General features: G+C 66.2%; 16 protein-coding genes and 1 pseudogene. 7 read left to right on the top strand and 10 right to left on the bottom strand.

Annotated elements, in window-relative coordinates; translation table 11 throughout:
• Positions 1-91 precede the first annotated feature (91 nt).
• A complete protein-coding gene (locus BLS56_RS23300; protein WP_091454832.1) occupies positions 92-1,657 on the top strand; it encodes a helix-turn-helix transcriptional regulator in 1,566 nt (521 codons plus the stop codon).
• Positions 1,657-2,124 carry an NUDIX domain-containing protein gene (locus BLS56_RS23295; protein WP_091454829.1) on the top strand — a complete coding sequence of 156 codons (468 nt, stop codon included), beginning with the start codon at positions 1,657-1,659 and terminating at the stop codon, positions 2,122-2,124. The genes BLS56_RS23300 and BLS56_RS23295 overlap by 1 nt, the downstream gene beginning before the upstream one ends.
• On the opposite strand, the gene BLS56_RS31715 is transcribed toward BLS56_RS23295, so the two are convergent.
• From BLS56_RS31715 to BLS56_RS23250, 10 genes and pseudogenes are all read right to left on the bottom strand, one after another.
• Positions 2,019-2,417, bottom strand: coding sequence for a hypothetical protein (locus BLS56_RS31715; RefSeq protein WP_175482993.1), 399 nt, complete (start codon positions 2,415-2,417; stop codon positions 2,019-2,021). The genes BLS56_RS23295 and BLS56_RS31715 overlap by 106 nt on opposite strands.
• Entirely contained in the window at positions 2,414-2,833 is a 420-nt protein-coding gene (locus BLS56_RS23290; protein WP_091454826.1) for a hypothetical protein, read from the bottom strand. Before BLS56_RS23290 ends, BLS56_RS31715 begins: the two co-directional genes overlap by 4 nt.
• A 55-nt stretch (positions 2,834-2,888) precedes the next feature.
• The gene (locus tag BLS56_RS23285; protein ID WP_091454824.1) at positions 2,889-3,503 is read right to left on the bottom strand and encodes a hypothetical protein; all 615 of its coding nucleotides are present in this window, start codon (positions 3,501-3,503) and stop codon (positions 2,889-2,891) included.
• Entirely contained in the window at positions 3,500-4,369 is an 870-nt protein-coding gene (locus tag BLS56_RS31710; RefSeq protein WP_091454821.1) for a class I SAM-dependent methyltransferase, read from the bottom strand. The genes BLS56_RS23285 and BLS56_RS31710 overlap by 4 nt, the downstream gene beginning before the upstream one ends.
• A gap of 202 nt (positions 4,370-4,571) precedes the next feature.
• Complete coding sequence (locus tag BLS56_RS23275; protein ID WP_091454818.1) at positions 4,572-5,186, bottom strand: hypothetical protein; 615 nt, start codon at positions 5,184-5,186, stop codon at positions 4,572-4,574.
• A 90-nt stretch (positions 5,187-5,276) separates the two neighbouring features.
• Complete coding sequence (locus BLS56_RS23270) at positions 5,277-5,903, bottom strand: hypothetical protein (protein ID WP_091454816.1); 627 nt, start codon at positions 5,901-5,903, stop codon at positions 5,277-5,279.
• Positions 5,904-6,133: 230 nt separating this feature from the next.
• Complete coding sequence (locus BLS56_RS23265; protein ID WP_139190924.1) at positions 6,134-6,478, bottom strand: hypothetical protein; 345 nt, start codon at positions 6,476-6,478, stop codon at positions 6,134-6,136.
• Positions 6,426-6,953: a hypothetical protein gene (locus BLS56_RS23260; RefSeq protein WP_091454810.1), complete on the bottom strand. Its 528-nt coding sequence runs from the start codon at positions 6,951-6,953 to the stop codon at positions 6,426-6,428. The genes BLS56_RS23265 and BLS56_RS23260 overlap by 53 nt, the downstream gene beginning before the upstream one ends.
• Before the next feature lie 90 nt (positions 6,954-7,043).
• Positions 7,044-7,952, bottom strand: a pseudogene (gene dprA / locus BLS56_RS23255) (DNA-processing protein DprA); the annotation flags it as partial.
• Positions 7,953-8,041: 89 nt separating this feature from the next.
• On the bottom strand, positions 8,042-9,874 hold the full coding sequence (locus BLS56_RS23250; protein WP_091454805.1) for a ParB/RepB/Spo0J family partition protein: 1,833 nt from the start codon (positions 9,872-9,874) through the stop codon (positions 8,042-8,044).
• Between the two features lie 524 nt (positions 9,875-10,398).
• Between BLS56_RS23250 and BLS56_RS23245 the strand changes: the two genes are divergently transcribed.
• The 5 genes from BLS56_RS23245 (at position 10,399) to BLS56_RS23225 (ending at position 20,820) form a co-directional block, all read left to right on the top strand.
• Positions 10,399-13,404, top strand: a complete 3,006-nt coding sequence (locus BLS56_RS23245) for an ATP-binding protein (RefSeq protein WP_091454802.1) — start codon at positions 10,399-10,401, stop codon at positions 13,402-13,404.
• Complete coding sequence (locus BLS56_RS23240; protein WP_091454799.1) at positions 13,401-14,606, top strand: response regulator; 1,206 nt, start codon at positions 13,401-13,403, stop codon at positions 14,604-14,606. The genes BLS56_RS23245 and BLS56_RS23240 overlap by 4 nt, the downstream gene beginning before the upstream one ends.
• A gap of 1,124 nt (positions 14,607-15,730) precedes the next feature.
• Positions 15,731-16,078, top strand: a complete 348-nt coding sequence (locus BLS56_RS23235; RefSeq protein WP_091454797.1) for a hypothetical protein — start codon at positions 15,731-15,733, stop codon at positions 16,076-16,078.
• Entirely contained in the window at positions 16,042-16,995 is a 954-nt protein-coding gene (locus tag BLS56_RS23230) for a hypothetical protein (RefSeq protein WP_228771859.1), read from the top strand. The genes BLS56_RS23235 and BLS56_RS23230 overlap by 37 nt, the downstream gene beginning before the upstream one ends.
• A gap of 63 nt (positions 16,996-17,058) precedes the next feature.
• Positions 17,059-20,820, top strand: coding sequence for a CHAT domain-containing protein (locus BLS56_RS23225; protein ID WP_091454791.1), 3,762 nt, complete (start codon positions 17,059-17,061; stop codon positions 20,818-20,820).
• Positions 20,821-21,106: the final 286 nt, after the last annotated feature.

Genomic DNA, 21,106 nt, shown 5'->3' with positions numbered 1-21,106 from the left:
CTTTGTGCAGGGGTAAGCGAATCGAGTTGTGCACAAGCGGCGCTATACTAGGTGAACAGCGGTGCCGCCTTCGTAATCAAGGGGAGTTCTCATGGATGATCTTCGCGGTGACAACGAAGAGAAGCGGGAAGCGGCGCGCGAAATTAACTCCCTTGCCGACGCTCGTGGAAGGGCGGGTCTTTCGCAGGAGCAACTGGCCGAATTGGTGAAGGTTGGCAACAACTCTGTCTCACGTTGGGAGCGGGGCACCCAAGATCCAGCCCCTTGGATGCGACCTCGTCTCGCACGCGCATTGAACATCAGCCTAGACGAACTCGGAGACATTCTCGATGAAATGGAGCAAGTCGCCAAAACCGAGATGGGCGAAGCGGCCGTCCTGCTCTACAAGGAGGTAAAGCGACTGCGCAAGGAAGCTGGATTGAGTCAGCCGGAGTTGGCAAGCCGGGTAGGATATACGCGCCAATACGTGTCCCTGGCGGAGCGTCCTAATAAAAACCTTCCTTCGCTGGATTTGATCTGTGCGCTGGACGAAGCGTTGAGCGCCGGCGGCAGGCTGACTTCCCTCCGTGAACGTGCGAAAGAAGAACGTCGGGGTCGTCGCATTGAGGCTACGTGGAAAGCGCCACTTCCGGTGCATCCGATATCTGACAGAAGGCGTCATCATTCGCCTGCAAGCTCGGTTGCGCCCGCTGCTGTTCCTGCCATCATGGAACTACGCGATGCGCTCACTGATTACGGATTCGACGGCGCACGGGCGAGTGAACCCATGGAAATTCGGGATCTCAAGCGGGACTTGAAATTCACCTTTGATTCGTATCAGCAGTCACGCTTCACCATCGCGGCCAGTCGTGTCTGTGCACTTCTGTCAGATGCGAGGACTCTCGCGCGCGAACAAGATGCAGATAGCGGCGAAGTTCACGCCGTGTTGGCGCTCTCGTACCAGGCTGCGGCATCGGTGCTGATCAAATACGGCGAACCGGATCTGGCATGGATCGCATCCGAACGGGGAATGAATGCAGCAGTCAAAGCAGGTGACCTGACAGTTCATGGCTCACTGATGCGTTCTGTGGCGTTCTCGATGTTGGCTACAGGGCGTTTTGAGTCCGCTATGAGGCTAGTCGAATCCGGCGCTCGCTTCCTTGAGCAGGATATCGGCACGAATCGCACCATCTTGTCTGTCTACGGGATGTTGTTCCTAGCGGGTGCTATGGCGGCGGCACGCTTCGGTGATGCGGGAAAAACAGCCGAATACCTGGAAGAAGCGGACAGCATGGCGTGGCGTTTGGGTCACGATGCAAACGACCTCTGGACCGCTTTCGGCCCGACGAATGTCGCAATACATCGCGTCAACACGGCGGCAGAATTGGGCGACATGGACGCCGTTCTAAGCTCCACCGTCCCCGTGCTTGCGTCGTCAATTCCGGTTGAGCGCAAGGTTAGGTATCTCTTGGATGTCGCCAGGGCTCACGCGCTGACCGGCAACCGGAATGAGGCATTGACCACGGTCATCAAGGCTGAAAGAATGGCACCCGAGCAGGTGCGGCAGCATCACTTGACGGAAAAGGTTGTCACAGCGATGGTTGAAGGATCGCCAGGAAAGCCGAGTGTCGAACTCGAAAAATTGTCGCAGCGTCTCAACCTTGCGGTAGCGTTTTAATGGATACTCCGGCAGACAGCTTCGCAACACCGCGCCTCGCGGCGGGCGCGCTTTTTGTACGCAATGATCAGGTGCTATTGGTGCGCAAGACCTACGGCAACCGGTGGGACATTCCGGGGGGATACGTGGACAGAGGGGAGTCGCCCGCCGCCGCATGCGAACGGGAAGTGCGTGAAGAACTGGGGCTGAACAGAACGGTTCACCGTCTATTGGTTCACGACTGGGCGCCGAATGAATCCGAAGGTGACAAAGTGCTTTATGTGTTTGACTGCGGCGAACTGGGAGAAGATGAAAACGAGATTAGGGTAGACGGTGTCGAAATTGACGTGACCGAATGGGTGTCGGTCAACGATCTCGGCGACTACCTCATCCCTCGACTTGAGCGTAGAATTGCGCAGGCGTACCGCGCATACCAGTGCGACGTGGTCTTGTACCTCGAACACGGTCGACCACGATTCTTGCCATGAAGTTGTTCTACTGGCGCGATGGTGTCATCAATATTGACAGGTGTGCGCGCGTCGCCGTGCAGACACAGGTAGTCGCGCACACCGAGGGCCACCGCGGGCTGGTCGGGGTAGATGCCCCGGACGCGGTCCGGACGCGCGAGCGCGGCCAGGGCGACGTGCGCGGAGGTCCCGCGGTAGGTGACGCCGTAGGCGTCGGTGAACTCGTAGTCGGCGCCTGCGGTGATGCCGAGCGCCGCGGCGATCTCGGCGGGGTCGATGTCCAGGCGCGGGTCTCGCGGGGTCGAGCCGGTCACTGTGCCTCCTCGGCGGCGAGGACCAGTGGCGTGTCCAGGCCGATGTCGGTGACGAGGTCGCGCTGGATGGCCGCGTCGTCCAGGACGGCTTCCAACGCCAGGTGGATTCCGCGCTTGCGGGTGACTCGGGAGCCGAACCCGTGGACGAAGTAAGGCTGCCCTTCGGGGCCGAAGTGGGCGTCCTGCGCCCAGTGGCGCTCGCCGACCAGCCGAGACAGGAAGTAGACCTCTGGCTGGGGCGCACCAGGCAGGAGCAGGTGCAGTTGCGCGTTGAGGCCGACGACACGACCGAAGATGTCGTTGCGCTCCTCGCGGGCGATGGTGACCACGGAGGCGGCCACGGGCCAGGCTTGGCCTGTCTCGTCGGGGATCTCCACGGTGCGCGTGGAAATGGGTGTGTCGGACGGGGTGGTCACGGGACTCCAGGGAGTCGGGACGCCGTGGTGCTTGGGCGTGCTGGGTGGGTGCGGGTCAGGCGCTCAGGGCCTCGATCAGCAGGGGGAGGGCACGGCGGGCCTCGGCGAGTGCGTCGTCGAACAGCCCGTGATCGGCGATGACAGCGGCCATCGCCACGCGAGGGTCTTCGTCTTCGCGGAGCCAGGTCTCGATGCCTGCGTCGCCGAGCAGCACGCCCGCCTTGCGCACCTCGACGCGGACGTAGCGGGCCTTGAGCGTGCTGTGCAGGTGTGCGTCTTCGCGGATCTGGTGGAGAGCGAGGTCATGGGCCTGCCCGCGGGCGTAGCCGAGACGCGACAGGTCCGCGCGCCGCTGCGCGAGCGGGTAGGTCGACCGGAAGTGGGCGGTCCTCCCGGCGATGCGGACCGGGACGGTGTCGGCGGCGTCCGCGTGGGTGAACTCGCCGAACTCCCGTAGATCATCGTCGTCGGTGAGTTCGGCCGTAGCGGTGATCACGAGACGGGACAGCGCCGGGTTGTCGAGGGCGAGGGTGATCGCGTCACCTGGGCCGTCCCGGTACTCGACCGGTCGTGTTCCCGCGGTCGCCTCGCGGTAGGCGTCCGCGGCCCGCATTCCGGTGCGGCGCAGCCGGTCGTAGTCGCGCCGCCTGCCCGGCGCTGCGGTGGTCATGCTGCCCGCTTGGACCGGCGGCCCGGTGACGCCGAGGCGGCGTCCCGGGAGGGCAGGTCGGCGAGGAGGGTGAGCCGGCGGCGGGTGGCGGCGGGCATGGTCTCGGGCGCCTCGATGTCGTCGAAGTCGGTGGTGACGATCTCCAGCGAGGGCACCTGGTCGTGCCAGTCGTCGCGGTGGAAGGAGGTGTCGATGCCGCAGTTGGCTTCCAGGGCGATACCGGTCGCGGCGGCGAACTTGGCGTGCTCGGTGTCCCCGTCGTCGGCGACGAACTGGCGCACGCCCGAGTAGGAGAACGGTGCGGAGACCTGGGGGATGAGGAAGACGGCCCGGTCGGCGACGAGGCGGGCGAGGGAGAGGGCGTGGTACTCGAACCTGCGCCCCCGGTAGCCGCCCGGGGCATTGCCGGAGCGGGGGATGGCCCCGTAGGGTGGGTTGGAGATCGCGCAGTCGAACCGACCCAGCTCGTCGAGCATGTTCGGGATGGCCATGATGTCCGCGCAGATCCAGCTCGCCTCGGGCAGGACCCGACGGCCGACCCGCACGTAGAGCGGGTTGCGCTCGATGCACACGATTTCCCGTCCCGGGCCGGGCCAGTGCCCCCACAGGTCGCGGGCGTGGAAGGCCAACCGGCCGATGCCCGCGCACAGGTCGATGATGCGGTCGCCGGAGAACTCCAAGGACATGTCACGGGCCAGCCCGGCGGGAGCGAAGTACGCCCGGTCGGACGCGGAGCGGGTGGTGGCGGACGCCCGCCAGTGGTCGAGGACAAAGGCACGCTCGTCCTCGGTGAGATCACGATCGAGGTCGACCAGTTGGCACGCCTGGGCGTGCAGCTTCTCCTGGTCCCTGGTCAGCGGGGGCACCGTAATCCTTCCGGAAGTGGGCACAGTGGGATGCGCTCGATCGGGTTGCGGATCGGTCCTGCGGTGGATGTGCGCGACGGGCGTAAGCGCGGGACGGGGGCCAAGCCGCGTCCTGCGGCTTGGCCCCCGTCTTCCCAGCGCTGGCACCGTGTGCGGGCGAGAACCAGCAGCGCTGTGCGCTGGCGCCCGGGGTGCGAACGGGTCAGTAGTCGAAGGTGTAGACCTTGCCGCCCGCCCACTCGACGGGCAGCCCCGCCTCACGCAGGCGGGCGACCGTCTCTGCGGCGCGGTTTTCCTGGATGAGGTCGATGAGGCGGGTGAACCAGTCCTGAAAGGAGGTGTCGAACGACGCGGCCTCGCCCTCGACCCCGACTCCGGTCACGACGCATGTGCCGTGGATGACGGGCAGGTTCTCGGGGTGGGCCAGCAGCCTCCGCGCGCTGTCACGCTCGGCGTCGCCTGCCGCGTAGTCCCCGGTGCTGACCGACTCGATGAGCTGGTGCACGAAGCGTGTCGCCCCGAGGTTCACGGGCTCGGTGGCAGCGGCGTCGACGCCGAGCCAGACCTGCACGTGCTCGAGCACGACGAGCCGGCGCAGGTTCGCGGTGCCCACCCGGGCGGCGATCTCCCGCTCGGCGTCGACTTCGCTGATGTCGACCGGCTCGCCGCTGGTGAGCCGGATCTCCATGACGGTCATGGCCCCGCGCTCGGAGGTCATCCACTCGGGCCGGGTGTGGTCGCCATCGGAGGTCCAGTTGGCTGCGCCCTGGGGCTGCTCGGACGCGGGGGTGTTGTCGGTCTCGGAGTCGTCGGGCATGTGATAGCTCCCTGGGAGGTGTCTGAGGGAAGGGCACTAGGTGGGCAGCAGGAGCCCTACGCCCCGCGCTGGCGGGTAGGGCTGAGGGGTTCAGGCAGCGAGGGCGAGCTGGCCCGGCGGGATGTAGGCGCACTCGACTTCCTCGCCGTGGTGACGGCCGGAGCACTCGATCGTGCCCAGCACGCGCTCGGGGTCGGCGAGCTTGCTGCGGGCGTCGGACTCGTAGTCGTCGATGGTGGTCCGCAACACCGCCTCGTAGTGCCCGCTGACCTCGGTGAACTCCTGCAGATACGGGAACCCGGCCTTGATCCACATGCGCGTGTAGAGGCCGAAGGCGGCCGAGGTGAGCTTGATTTCTTTGCTCACCTGGCCCACCACGCAGCAGATCTCGGCGGCGGTGGCGGTCCGGGTGTCCTCCCCGCTAGCGACGCGGTCGAGCAGCTCGCGGCAGTGCGAGCGGTAGACGAACTCGGTGCTGGATCGGGTGAGGTTGTCCCCGGGGCGCAGCAGGGTGAAGCTGTGGAAGAGGAGGTCGGCGGCTTGGGGGAAGCGGGCGCGGGCCGCGACGATCTCGTCCTCACCCCACTCCATGCACTCGAACAAGCCGCCGAAGTCGAAACCGAACATCTTGCTGGCCAGGGCGGTCATGTCCGCTTGGCGCTGCTCGCTGATCTCGTTCCCGGCCTCGGTGAGCAGGACGAGGTCGACCGAAGTCATGAGGAATCCCTTTCGGGTCGGGGAAGTCGGCGCCCCGCACCCGGGGCGAGTGGTCCGCGCCCTGGGCGGTGGGCGCGCACGCCTGGCCCCGGTGGCGGAGCCGGGGGCAAGCCCCGCCCTTTGGGCTTGCCCCCGTCCCGCCAGTGGGGCAGGTTGCGGCTCGACCACCGCTTGGGCGCTGCTGCCGCTCTCCGGCCCGCGGCAGCCCTCGTCCCCTGCTGGTCAGCTGGTCATTTCTCTACGGGCTTTTCGTCGTCCTGCGGCTGGACCTGCTCGACTGCCCCGCACAACCACGCCTCGAACGGGTTCGGCTTGAACCCGCCTGCGCTGATGTGTTGCCGCCAGTCGGCGAGCTGCTCTGCGGTGAGCTCGCCCGTGACCTGCGTCCACGAGCCTTTGCCGCGCTCGAACACCGCCCACACCGTTCCCCATGCCCCGGTGCTGGCGAGGATGGCTCGGCTGCCCCGGACAGCCGGTCCGCCCGACCTCGCCGGGGCCAGCTCCACGTTGGGGAAGTACTGCTCAACGGAGATCTCGCCCGGCCCCTGCGGGGTCTGCACCGAATAGGACGTCATCTTTGCTCCTCTGTGGACATTCGTGTGGATCGGTGGTGCAGCCGCGGCAGCCGCGGCAGCCGCTGTCGAGGTCGGCCGCGTCGCGCGCCGCCGACGTGGGTGAGGCCGGTTGGGCGAGGAGGTAGGCGCGCACACTGGAGAAGCCGACGCGGTCGGCGTGGGTGATCGGTTGTCCGGTCGCGGCGTCGTGGAAGTCAGCGCGGGCGCGCGGGTCGCAGTGCACCCGGGCAACTCGGGTCGCGCCTGGGTCGGGTTCGGCGATCAGGCCGACCGCGTAGGCGCACACGGCTCGGACCTGGCTCTGTTGGACCTTTTGCGCGCAGCGGGGTTGGACTCGGAACTGAACGTCGGTGAGCACGAGGTCCTCGACGTAGGTGATGACCCGGGTGGTGCGCGGGTCGCAGACAGCGAGTCGGCGCAGGTGGAGGTTGACGTGGACCCGGACTCGCTGTCCTGGGCGGATCAAGGTGGTCATGGTGGTCTCCGCGCGCGGATGAGCGGGCTTCGCGCGGGCCGCGAACGGTTAGCCGGGGCGGCTGGTGTCGGTGTGCAGGCTGGCCAGGGCGAGGACATCGTCGATGGTCTCGATGAGCTGCGCCGCCTTGGTGCGGAGCAGGTCGTGGCACCCCTGGGAGGTGGCGGAGGTGACCGGACCGGGGACGGCGCCGACCGGTTTGCCCAGGCGCTTGGCCGTGGTGGCGGTGTTGCGGCTGCCGCTGCGCGTGCCTGCTTCGACGACGACCGTGGCGGACGCCAGCGCCGCGATCAGCCGGTTCCGGACCAAAAACCTGTGCTTGGCAGGCAGTGTGCCCGGGGCGTACTCGCTCACGATCGCGCCTTCCTTGGCGATCTGGTCGAGCAGGGCAGTGTGCGCGGCCGGGTAGCTGAGGTCGACGCCGCACGCGAGGACGGCGACGGTCGTCCCGTGGGCTGCCAACGCCCCTCGATGCGCTGCGCCGTCGATGCCGTATGCGGCGCCGGAGACCACGGTCACGGACTCCTCGGCCAGCCCGTACCCGAACTCGGTCGCCACGTGTTCGCCGTACGCCGTGGCGGATCTGGCTCCCACCACCGACACCGCGCGCCGGAGCGCGTCGTCCAGCAGCGCGGGGCCGCGTACCCACAAGGCGAGGGGCGCCGCGGTCCACGTCCGGCCTTCCAGGCACGCCAGCTGGTCTGCGGGCCACTCGTCGTCCTCGGGGACGACGAGTCGGGCCCCATATTTATCGGCGGTGCGGAAGTCGCGGTCGACCTCGTCAGCGGGAGGCCGGTGGACCAGCTCGCTCCGGATCACGGTGGGGACGTCGTCGTCGCGGCGGATGCGCTCGGCGGCCTCGACCGGGCCGACCAGCTCGACGAACGCGTGCAGGGCAGGTGCGGGAGGCTCCGCGACGCGGAGCAGGTACGCGCGTGCCCGGCGGATCTCCTCCGTGACGGTGCGGGCGTCGGGGGCAGACGGCGTTGTTTGGGGCATGGGAGTCCTTCCTGAGATTCGGACAGGGGCATCGCCGATGAGGGCGGTCTGGGGCGCGTTGCGTAGCGCCCCAGACCGCCGGACGCGGGTTAGGCGGCCTGAGGGACCTCGGTGACCGTGGTGTCTTCGGTGCCGTCGTCGGTCTTGTCGTCCTCGGCGAGGTGGGGCCACACCGCGGCATCGGCGGTGGCGTCGAGGGTGACCTTCTCGATGTGGGAGAGGGGGTAGCCGAGGACCTCGAGCAGCTGGAAGTAGAAGACGGTGTCCCTGGAGGGGCGCCGCCAGGTGAGGTCGGCGTTGCGCTCGGTGGACTGCTGGCTCCAGTGGGCCTCCCCGGCGCCGACGACCTGGGCCAGGCGCACCCACAGGGCCTGGGCGTCGGTGGTGGTCTTGCGGTTGAGCAGGGCGACCAGCGGGTTGCTGTCGCGGTCGAAGCGTCCGCCGCCGGGGTTCTTGATCGAGAGCAGAGTGCAGGCGTAGACGTGCCCGGGTGCGGCGTCGGCGAGGTGGTCGCTGGCCAGGATCGGGGCCAGCGCCAGCCAGTGCTGCAACCGCTTGGGCAGCTTCTTGACGTCGGCCTTGCGCCAGCCCTTGAAGAAGGTGGCCAGCCAGGCGCGGCGGTCGGTCTTGGCGTCGGCCCAGGCGTCGTTGTTCTTCTTGGTCCGGGCCCGCTCGGCCTTCTGCCACTCAGCGCTGCGGGCCGAATGAGGCGTGCGCGCGGCGCTCAACAGGACGTGGCCGTGGGCGAGGTGGTCGGTGCAGACATAAATGGGAGCCAGCTTCGACCAGGAATAGAGGCGGCCGACGTAGGCGGCGTGCCCAGGGCAGTCGACGTGGTCCTCGGCGCGCAGCGTGGTGGCGGAGTCGGACTGGGCGCGCAGGTCGCCCAGCGGTGTGGCGCCCGGGGTGTCGGGGTCGATCACCGTGACCCCGGCGTCGCGCAGGGCGGCCTCCTCGGCCGCGACCTTCATCGACTCCACGGTGTGGTGGCCGTGGGCGGTGTAGTCGGTGCAGTAGTGCTCCAGCTCCACCTCCAGCTCGCGGGTGGCCCGGACGGTGACGGCCCGGCCGGGGCACTGCTCGTGTTCCGCGGGGTCGAGTGGGGTCGGGTCCTGCCCGTCGCACAGCTCGTCCAGCGGCAGCACGTGGCACTCGTCCAGGTCCTGCTCGTCGTCGAGGACCAGGTAGCCGAGTTCCGTCAGCCGGATGGTCTCCTCGGCTTCCACGCGGGCTTGGTCACGGATGCGACGCGCCCTGCCCAGGGCGTGCTCGAACTGCGCGGGGTGGCTCTGCAGGATCTCGACCAGCTGGCTGTGCAGGTCCTCGTCGTCGGCGAAGTCGGCCAGTTCCCCCAGCTCGAACAGGTCGATCTGGGGCAGTGCCTCGGCGGCGTCGGCCGTGCGGGCGCTTTCGGCCACGGCGCGGCCTGCCCGGACGCGGTCGATCGGGCGGCTGAGCTCCGCGGCGATGTCGTCGTCGGCGAGGCCTTCCAGCGCGAGCTGCCGGTAGAGCTCGGCCTCCTCGAGCTGGGTGTAGCCCTCCCGGTGAAGGTTTTCGATCCCCTGGGCGATCAAGGTTTCCCGCCGGGTGCTGCCGGGGGCGTGGACGAGGACGTCGACCAGCAGGTCGGGGTTCTCCAGGTCCTTGACCGCGACCGCCGCGGCCGTGCGGTGGAACCCGACAAGGACGTGCAGAACACCGTCCTGGTCGGGGGTGACGTTGATGATCGAGACCTTGGGGTCGACGCCGTGGCGGGCGATGGAGTCGACCAGGTCGGGGCGCTTGGCGCGGATGTCGCCGACCTGCCTCGAGTTGCCGTCGACCCGCAGGGTGCGCGGGTCGACCCCGTTGGCGATGTAGGGGTAGCTCGCCTCGGCGTCATCCGAGGTGGGTTCGTCAAGGACGGGGGCGATTGCGGTCATCGGTTGCTCCTGCCGACGTGGGGACGATGCGGACCGTTGTCGGGAGTGCGTGGCCGTCCGGCCGCGCGATCTCCCAGAAGGCGGGCGGTGCCCGACCTGGTCCGGTGGTGCGCGGCCTGCTGGGCGGCGGTGGGGTTGGTCTGTCCAGCGCTTTCTGCTGGACAGACCACCCCCACCACCGCATGCTGGCCAGCGCTCACCGGGCGGGGCGGTGCACGCGAGAGCGGTCAGGCAGTGAGTGCGGAGCGGCATCTGTCGAGGCATCCCCCGACCATCGGGCGCGCCGCAGTGGTGTACGCCGAGCACTGCGGGTTCATCTCGACACCTTGACCGCACATCGTCGCTACAGCGTTGAACGGATCGGCCAGCGACCGCAGCACTCACTCTCGACCGACGAACGCCGCCCGCTGGCTCACAGTCCCGGCCGTTCACCTTAACATCTTGATCACGAACGGTAACGAATTTATTGGACGGGGCCGATAGAGTTCGGCGAACGCGAGGAAGTACTTGACCGGGGAGCACGGGTGGCAGAGTTGATCGATCGACGCGAGTTCGGAGTGCTTCAGGGACATCCGAACTTGATCTCGCCTGACGCTCCTCTGGTGCGAGCACTCGCAAGTGCCGGACTGAACGGGCTGGACGAGACCTTCCGCCGGGCGTTGTGGCTGGCGTTAATCGATCTCACCTACCTCTACGAAAATCAACGCTTGCTGCCCGACATGACCAAGTGGCACCTCGAGGCTTTGAGCCGTCTCGGCGCCACCTTCCTCCGACGAATCGCGATGATGGAGGCGTACCAGAGTCCGGCAGCGACCGCCGCTTCGATGAGCACCCACGTCAGCCGTTGCACAGATAGTTTTGCGGAGTGGGCGGCAAATCGCAACTGGTTGGCTAGTTCCGCCACGGTTGGGCGCACGTTCGCCAGGACGACAAAACTGCCACGGAAAGTGATTGCCGACCTGGGCAAGCGGTTGCTCGGCCTTCTATGTCTCGCAGGGAAAGAAGGTGTCGCAGAGCAGTTGATTACGGACCTAGTATCGTTGGTGAACGTTGCTACAACGGTGGTCGATCCCAAGACCATCTTGGCCCGTGAGTTGGCACCCGATGTTCCGTTGTACGAACTCGTTCGTGAGGGCCCCGATCACGCCCCTGTCTTCCAGGCGACAGTGGTCGATGCTCGTGGTCGACGCGGCGAAGGAAGTGGGACGAACAAGAAAATATCGTCGAACGCCGCAGCACAAGACTTCCTCCAAAGGCATTGCCCTCCTCTGATGGCCTCTGGTCAAGACCGAACCGCACCGGCCTCGCCGCCCGTAGCCATCCCCAGGCCTCCCTCACACCTCAGTACGATAGGGCGGCTTCGAGAACTGTTCTCACTGCCGCAGGAGGCTGAGGCGTTGCTCTCCCAAGCACTCATTCACTCGTCGTGGGCATACGAGAACAAGACGCTCGTGGCGTGGTGCAGACAGCGGGACAACTCGGCGTTGGGCTTCGTAGGATCCGAGACTTTGGGCTACGAACATGCGCTCGCGGTCACCCGCAACATCGTGCAGACGCGACCCACCGAGTTCATGTTCCTCAGTATCCAGAATGAGGTATACGAGAGGGCCTTCCAGCAGGCGGAGTTAGCCTCGGGACTGTTACTAGGCAAGGGGCAAGACCAGTCAGGTACGACGATGGAGATCAGCGCCAACTCGTTCCAGGCCTTGATCGGTGCCGTCACCGTTGCCAAAGGTTTCCCGCCTTCGCTAGAGAAGGGCTGGCCTCCCCAGTGGCATTCGATCTGGGCCGCCATCGCATCGGACCGCACCCGAGCGGCCGATCCAACCACGCAACTGGCCATGGTGGCCGCTGTCGTCCCCTTTGAGGTTGACTACGAGGTGGTGAGATCAGGCCCCGATCACGCCTCGGACTTCGAAGCCGTCGCCTCGATCCACTCGCCAGCGCTCAACGTCAGCACGACAGTGCGTGGAGGACCGGAATCCAATAAGGCCAGGGCGAAGCACCGCGTCTCAGCAAGAGTACTCGGCGCTCTCGACAAACTGTCCGACGGGCCCGGAATACGTTCTTTGTCGGAACTGCCAGCGGAAGGCGTCCCGGCATTGGCGCGTTTCCTGCTGGCCCAGCTCGTGGCAGCGGTACCAACTGCAAGCAACCACCTCAAGAAATGGGCCTCTGCAAAACTTTGCGGTCTGCATCTCATCGACGATCGTCGCCGCCTGGCCGAGTGGGCGCGTGAAGCAGACCACTTACTCGGCGATCAACTCGGGCGCCGAGTGGTAGCTCCGGATAGGCTCGCCGATGCGTTCTGCGCCATGAGTGAGATCGACGACTTCGACGCAGTCGACCGGGAGCTGTCGACGGTGCTGGCCATGATTGAAAAGATAGACGACCCGCAGAAGCTGATCCAGGATCACGTCGATCGCGTGGTCCAACTGTGCGATGTCTACCGCTGCATAGGCTCCGACGAACCTGAGGAAAATATTTCGACCCTTGAGGAAGAGTGGCGAATACGATACCGAACTCGACTCGTGATCCCAGACGATCTACCGTCAATCACATTGAGTGGCCGTGAACGTGCCGCATTGGCCGCCGCCGCGGCCGCCCTGCTCGCGTCGCAACCCACCGCGACGGTTAAAGTGCTGCCTGGGTCGGCAGTGCAATTGGCGTTCCGCTCTGAAGGGGCATCTGATCGTACGCGCTTTGAGATGGTGAGTCTCCTGTGGAACACAACGGTGCACACACTCAAGATGACCGGGCAGGAAAAAGGAATAGACGTCCGCATCATCAGGCCTGAGATCCTCACTGGGTCGGGAGTCATCTCCCGAGCTGTGCGAGACGCTATGGTGCCGAAAGCCGACCAATATCGGTCGTCGTTGGCAGACCTGCTGCACGACCTCAAGAACCAACTGGTTGCTGCACGCGTAGCCACCGCGGGCGCTATCGCGGACGAGACGCTGAGTGTAAAGCTCCGACGGGAACTCACCGCGAGTACGCACCTCGATGAGGCTCAAGCAATCGTCCTCCGCCTAAAGGCGACTACCTCGGTTCTTGGCTCCATGACTTGCGGGGACGTTGACCTCGGGACATTTCTGCGCGACTATGCCAGTCGAGTGCTATCCCGGTTACCTCATTCGATCTCGCTGTCCATCCCTGCCGTCGAGCGCTCCGCGCGAGTCGAGATCGGGGCCCCTGCGCTGTTGGCCGTACTAGATAATCTGATTACGAATGCGATCGAGGCCATGGGCGATGGTGGCTCAATCAGCATCGAGTGGACCGCAGACGAGTACGAGGCGGCCGTGGAGGTCGCGGACAACGGACCTGGGCTGCCCGACGAGGTCGCACTCGCATGGGCCCAGCGGAAGCGGATCCACAGTACGAAAGCTGGCGGAAACGGTCTTGGGCTGTGGAGTGCCCAAGCTCTGGTGTCTCGTGCTGGCGGCAGACTGGCGCTGCAGCCGACTGACCGTGGTACATCATGGCTACTGACCCTGCCGCTCGCCGCTGATTTCGGGGGTGAATCGCAGTGAGCAAGCGACTGGCCGGAATTTCCATTCTTGTGGCCGACGATCAGATGGATGTAGTGCGTACACTATGCACCTCCCTGCGTGAGGCTGGGGCTAGTCTACATTTCGTAACGGATGGTCATGCGGCGTTGAGTCATGTATCTATGTGGCCAATCGACCTATTGATTGTTGATCTCAAGATGCCGCCGGGCGAATGGGGCGGCCTGTGGTTGTTGGAACAACTCCAGAACCAGGGGCAGCGTGTTCCCTCTTTTGTGCTTTCCGGCGAGGGGTGGGGGGTGCGTGAAGCCTTCCGTCTCGGGGCGGTAGATTACATCGAGAAGACAGAAGCCGCGCAGGATCTGTTTTCCCGCTGCGCCGAGACGGTGGACAAATTTCAGGTCGAAGCGCTCGACAAGGCAGGCAAGGAACTTCCCACGCCGCTAGCCTACCGATTCGCAAGATACGAATCGACGGCCGATCCCGACAAGAAGCTGCTGGAAGGGCTTCTCGCAGTTGAAGAAATCCTGCGGTTCGGTTCAATAATTGGATTGAGCTCGACGGAGCCGGTGCCACTTCGCGGGATCAACCGTCAGCAGATTTCCTCGCTCAGCATGGGTACCTGGCTTGATCTGTGCATCGCGTTGGCGAATATCCCGACCGCAGACGTCAGTTTCACGCAGTTCTGGTCCTGGCTCGCACCCAAGAAGTCCGACCGAGATTTGGTCAGAAGCCTCGTCCGATTGCGTAACGACATAGCGCATGGTCGCCCGCCGGACCACACCATGAGCGCACTACTCGAGCATCTTCTCCGGCGTTTCACTCACCGAGCACTTGGCCTCTGGCGAGCCGAACTCGCTGTCCCGCAAGCGATGTCCTACAACGGCCACTCTTTCGAGGCGACCTACAGCAGCATCACCGGCCTGGGGCCACCAAAATACGGGACGATCCGCACCACCAAACCGCTCACTACCGGACATCCCGTCCTCCTCAGCCCGACACGACAACCACTCTCACTGACACCGTGGTTGGTCGCCCGCACAGACGAGGCCACGGGATCGGTCCGGTGCCTACAGTTCGACGGCACAGTGCGCAGGCCCGGCTCGGATAACACGGTGCCGTTGCGCTATACCCCAACCGATGGACACCGCGATGATACTCCTACAGACGTCCCGGGAGGTGGTTGTTGGGGTGACCTGGAGCCTTGGGCCGCGGACAGCGGCTAGACGCCCCGGCTTTGACAGCGAGTGGAGTGGTCATGCGCCGGATTCTCGCCCAAGATCTTCCTGCAGTTGGCTCAGGCGGTTGGCGATCGTGCCGTGTCGTTCGGCTTCGTGGTGCCATCCGCGTCGGAGCCGTCTTCTGTAAGTGTTCGCTCGAGGTTGAGTTGTTCCTTGAGGCGTGGGCGTAGTCGGCGGTCGTGAGAAATTTGAGCAGCTGAGGAAGAGGTCGCACTCGCAGAGGCCTTGTTTGGGGGAGGCGGACAGTGAAACGATTTCTGAATTCCACGGGTTGCAATTCACGCCACACGGTTTTCGAAGGTTGTTTGCGACGGATCTGTCAACAATGGGCTTCCAATTCATATCGGAGCCGCTTTGCTCGGGCACGTGAGCCTGCAAACTACGCAAGGGTATGTCGCGGTGTTTAAGGAAGACCTCATCCGGCACGTGCAAGACTTCCTCGGTCGTCGCCGGTCGATGCGACCAACGGAAGAATGCCGCCCAGCGACAGACGAAGAATGGGCAGAGCTCGAGGAACACTTCGACAAGCGAAAGGTGGAACTTGGCTCCTGCGGGCGCCCATATGGGACCGATTGTCCGCATGAGCACGCTTGCCTGTGGTGCCCACAGTTACGTGTAAATCCAAAAATGTTGCCGCGCCTGGATGAATTGGAAGACCGGAAGAAGTGTGCCGCCATCGAAGGCTGGCTGGCGAGATCAAGGGAATCAACCGTACGCTCCAGTGCCTACGCGACAAGCGCGCCGACGCGCTGCGTCTGACTCGGGTTGCTCGCCAGGTCAACCTCGGGATGCCGACCACCACCACATCCGGTTGATCAAGCCGGGCTGGATCGCGGCAGGCGGCAACGACACGCCGGGTGTGCGGTCGACGTACTGCTAGACGCTTCAGCCGGGGGCACGTCACGATGTACTTGCCGCAGGCGAGGAGGAGGTGGAGACGACACGCGCCTGGCGCTGGTGATTTCTCGACCACCGACGACCTATTCCGCTGAGCGGTGCACGGAAGGGGGCGATCGGGTGCAAGATGACAAGCCAGCGGCGGTGTGGAGCCACAGCACCGCCGCTGGGTTCACCCGTGACGACGGCATCGACGACTGAGGAGGTCGGACGTGGATCTGGCGGAACGGCACGCGCTCACCGCTCTCTGCGCCGAATTGGATGAGTTGCGAGCCGAGTGTGCCCGCCAGCCGCACGAGCGGCAGCGTGCTCTGGCACGGCTGGAAGCGGCAGCTCGGGCGCGACTCCCGATCCTGGCCCTGCTCGCCGAGTTGCTGGGATCGAGCCTCGACGAAACCGTGCGCACACTGGCCAGCGGGCTGCCGGGAGCAGGCCCCGGACAGGCCGACGAGGAACGGTTCTGCTGCCCTGACGGTGCCTGTGATCGGGTCTCCCTCACCGCGCCGGCAGGCCCCGTGCCACGGTGCACGGTGACCGGACAGCCGATGAAGCGGCGGTAAGTCAGGTGGGCGGCTTCTTTCAGGAACTGGCGAAGAAACTGGCCGATCAGTGGGTCGCTCTCTTAGTGGTGCCCGGCGCGTTGGTCATGGTCACCGTATGGTGGGCGGTCGAACTGGGGCATGCGCATGCCCTGGACTGGCGTGAGCTGACCGGGGCCGTGTCGGCCGCCGCCTTAGCGATGGGCCGCCAGTCGGGTGGCACACAAGCCGTCGTGATCGTCGCCGTCCTGCTTGCGGCTGGCGGCACCGGACTGGCGGTTCAGTCCCTGGCGGGGATTACCCGAGTGCTCTGGCTTGGCCAGTGGCTGGGCCCGCTCGCGCCGATACGTCGGTGGCGGGTAGGCCGGAGGCATGCCCGCTGGGAGCATTGCGTCGAGCAGCGGCGCGCGCTGGAGCGGGAGCATCCCCATCAGTCTCGCTCGCCCGACCAGCAGCTTCAGATCGATCTCATAGCCGACAAGGCCAACCGGATTGCGTATGCCGAGCCGGGTCGCCCCACCTGGATGGGTGACCGTGTCCATGCCGTCGAGCGCATTGCCCTGCACCGTTACGGCATAGACCTACCGTTCGCCTGGCCGCGGTTGTGGCTGGTGCTTCCTGACACGACCCGTGCGGAGATAACAGCGGCCCACGCGGCGTTTGCTGCCGCCGTCGCCATCGGAACCTGGGCCTGGCCGTATCTGATGCTGGGCATCTTCTGGTGGCCAGCATCAGTGGTGGGTGCGGGAGTCGGTATCACGGGTTGGGCTCGCGCTCGCAGTGCGATGACTGACCTGGCCGCGTTGTCCGAATCTGCGGTCGACCTACACGGCCGAGCGCTGGCGGTCGCCTTCGGCGTCTGCGAACCGGGTGCGGTAGGTCCACTCAGCATCGCCGAAGGCGAACAACTCACCGCTTTGATCCGGAAAGGACGATGAATGCAAGGTCACGAAGGCATCATGCGGCACGACAAGCCCTGGGACGACTAGAGGGGGCTCGGCATGTCGTTCGACGACTTGACGCGGCAAGTGCGATGGCGGCTTGATGCCTACAGGGAAACCCGCGAGGCTGGTGCTGTCATGGATGAAGCGGCCCTGGCCGAGGCCGACAGGCTTTGGCGGGCAGCGCGGACGAGGAGCACAGGGCGCCCGGAATCTGAGGACCGCAGGCGGCTGGCGGTGGCCCACCACGCCTTAGGGTGGCTGTTCTTCTTGCGCACCGTGGCGACGCCACCCCGCCCTGGTCGCCTATGGGACCTCGCTCGGGCCGTCGTGTTCTGCGCTCCGCTGGCCGACGACCCCGGCGCCATCCCCGCCCCGCTGCACGCCCTTATCGGGCCCGACGCCGACATCGACCAGCAAACCGCGCTCGCCTTCGACCTCGTGGAGGATGCGGCCGCCGACACCGACGTGATGCTGGCCGAGGCCGCTATTGTCCTGCTGGCCACCGCCGTGCCAGCCACCCCCGAAGGCCACCCCAGCCGGGCGTGGCATCTGCACGTCCTCGGCCGCGCCCACCTGAGGCGGTTCCAAGGTACCGGCGCGGAGAAGGATCTGGACCGGGCGATTTCGGTGGGTCGGCGGGCGCTGGAGGCCGCTCCCGCTGGCAGCCCGATCCAGGCAGGGTGCCTGGCCCACCTCGGCCGCGCCTGCCTGGTGCGATTCGAGCGCGCGGGCGCGATGACGGACCTGGACCTGGCGGCTGAGCTAACCGAGCGGGCGCTCAACGCAACCTCCGCCGACGACCCGTACCTGGCAACGCTCCTGTCCAACCTCGGTCTCGCCCATCTAAGGCGGTTCGAGCGGCTGGAAACGGCGGCGGATCTGAACCGCGCGATCGAACTGGGTGAGCAGGTGCTCGATGCCACCCCTTCCGGCCATTCCGACCTGGCGTTGCGCCTGGGCTACCTTGGCCGCTCCTATCTGACAAGGTTCCAGCGCATTGGCGGGAAGGAGGACCTTGACAGGTCGATCAGCTTGACTCAGCAGGCCCTCGACGCCACACCAGGCGGCGACCAGTACCGAAACTCGCTCTTGTTCAACCTCCGCGCCGCCCACTGGAAGCGGTTCGAGTACTTCGGTGCCGTGGCGGACGTAGACCAGGTGATCGAGCTGGGTGAGCAGACGCTCGCCACCGCTGACCGCCCCGATCAACCAACACTCCTGTCCGGCCTCAGCACCGCCTACCTGAGGAGGTTCGACCTCGACGGCGCTATGGCGGACGTGGAGCGGGCCATCGAGCTGGGCGAGGAGGCGCTCAACCTCGGTCCCGCAGACGACCCCGGTCAAGCGGCGCTCCTATCGGATCTCGGCCTTGCCCATCTGAGGCGTTTCGAGCGCCTTGGCCGCGTGGCGGATGTGGATCGGGCGGTCGAGCTGATCGAGCAGGCGCTCGCCACCACCCGTGCAGACCATCCCGAACGAACGCGGTGCTTGGCCAACCTTGGCCTCGTGCGCATGCGGCGGTTCGACCGCCTCGGCACTGCGGCGGACTTGGACCGGGCCATCGAGGTGCGCGGGCAGCTCGTCGACGCGGTCGACCCCGATCACCCGTACCGGGCAATACACCTGGCTGACCTCAGCACCGCCTACGGAGAACGGTTTGAGCGTGTCGGCGCGGTAGCGGACCTGGAGCGGGCCATCGAGCTGGGAGAGGAGGCACTCGACGCCACACCTGAGGACCACCCTGAGCGAGCCTCGCTGAGGGCCAACCTCGGCGGCCGCCACCTGGCACGGTTCGAGCATCTTGGCGCGGCACAGGATTTGGACCGGGCGATCGAGTTGACCGAGCAGGCGCTCGAACTCATCCCCGCAGGCCACCCCGATCAACCAGGTCCTTTGATCAACCTCGCCACTGCCCGCTTGAGGCGATTTCGACGTCTTGGTGCGGCGGAGGACTTGGAGCGGGCGATCGGGTTAGGAGAGCAGGCACTGGACACCACGCCTGCGGATCGCCCCGAGCGAGCCTTGTTCATGGCCAACCTTGGCGGCCCCTACCTGGCACGGTTCGAGCGCACCGGCACCATGGCGGACTTGGAGCGGGCGATCGAGCTGACCGAGCAAGCGCTCGAACTCATCCCCGCCGACCACCCCCGCAGCGCGATGTTCCTGAGCAACCTCGGCACCGCCTACCTGAGGCGTTTCCAGCGGTCCGGGCATGACGTCAGCGGGACAACCTTGCGAGCACTTGCCGATCACGTCGTTTCGGCCACAACTGCCCCACCGGCACAGCGCCTCAAAGCTGCACAGAGCCTCGGCCAGTTGGCGTATGCACAGGGCGAACAGGCCACCGCTGTGGAACTGTTCGATGCAGCAGTGGCCATGCTGCCGCTGTCCACGCCCCGCGAGGGCACGTGGACGGATCAGGAGCACATCCTTGGTCAACGGTCAGGATTGGTGGGGGATGCGGTGGCCGCCCACTGCGCACTCAACGATCTCACCGGCGCGGTCGACGCCGCCGAGTCGGGCCGGGGCGTCTTGCTCGCCGCCCAGATGGACGCGCGAACCGACCTCAGCGACCTCAACGACGCCGACCCCGGTCTGGGCAGACAGTTCCAACAGATCCGCGACCAACTCAACGCCCCAGCTGGCAGCGGCCGCGCCGCCGATGCCATCAAGGAGATCGAGACCCGCAAGCGCCTGTGGGCCGAGCACGACGAACTGCTCGCCCAGATCCGCCAGCGCCCCGGCTTCGAACGGTTCCAGCGGCCGCCCCGTCTCGCAGATTTGCAGCCAGCCACAGCTGGCGGCGCGGTAGTTATGGTCAACGCTGGCGGGCTCCGCAGCGACGCGATCATCATCACCAGCGACGCCGAACCCACGGGCATCCCCCTGCCCGGCCTCGACCCCGAGGAGGTATGGGTCCGTGCGCGGGAAATGTTGATAGCCGCGCATGACAGCCGGCTGCTGTCAGGGACGTTGCGCCGACGGCGAGTAGTGGCCGACATCCTCGGCTGGTTGTGGGACGCCATCGTCGAACCCGTGCTCGACGCCCTCCCTGCGGCGGACGACACCGATGAACCGCTGCGGGTGTGGTGGTTGCCTATCGGCCTGCTCGGCCTGTTTCCCTTCCACGCCGCTGGCCACTCCGGCCAACCCGATGCCCTCGATAAGGTCGTGTCCTCGTACACCCCCACTTTGCGCGCCTTGGCCAATACTCGTGCGCGTCCGGCGGCCTCAACCCGGCGGCAGCTCACCGTCGCCCTCACCCGCACCCCCAACCTGCCCGACCTGCCTGGGACCGCCGCCGAGGCTGCCGCCCTGCACGCCATGCACCCCGACACCCCAGCGCTGGCAGACGAAGAAGCCACCACCGCACGTGTCCGCTCCGTCCTACCCACGGCCACCTGGGCGCACTTCGCCTGCCACGCCCACGCCGACCTCGCCACTCCGTCCCGTGGTGGGCTATGCCTGCACGACGACACCCTGCTCCTACCCGACATCATCCGCATGCGGCTCGCCGACGCCGACCTGGCCTACCTGTCCGCCTGCTCCACAGCGCAGGGTGGATGGGACCACGCCGACGAGTCCCTCCACATCGCCTCAGCGTTCCAAATGGCCGGATTCCGGCACGTCATCGCCAGCCTCTGGCCGCTTCACGACCACATCGCGGCCACCGCCGCCTCCGCGTTCTACCACCGCCTGCCCACCCCACCGGCTGCCGATCAGCCCGCTCACGCCCTGCGCCACGTCACCCTGGACCTGCGCGCTGAACACCCCGACCGCCCCGACCTGTGGGCGGCGCTCGTGCACAGCGGCGCATAACTGGACACACACCGCAGACACAGTCCGACCACTGTTGCAGCAACAGCTTCGATAGCCACTCTGGCATGTCGGCTTGCTTGGTGCAGAGAAGCGAGCACCTCCGCGGACCGGCCGACTGCACGAGGGTGCCCCCGTCGAGCATCTCGTGGGCCAACGTCCACGCACCGACGATCTGCAGCCGCGTCGGCGACCTGGTGTCGGACAGGACGTCGACCCCGTCGCCCTCGAAGGGACCACGGCGGGCGACCTGGATGTAGCGCACCCCGGCGGCGGTGATCATCGGCAG

It is taken from the genome of Actinokineospora iranica (assembly GCF_900101685.1).
In the GTDB taxonomy this organism is placed as follows: domain Bacteria; phylum Actinomycetota; class Actinomycetes; order Mycobacteriales; family Pseudonocardiaceae; genus Actinokineospora; species Actinokineospora iranica.
The sequence above is the reverse complement of the archived record's forward strand: the minus strand, read 5'-3'. Positions and strand labels throughout refer to the sequence as shown.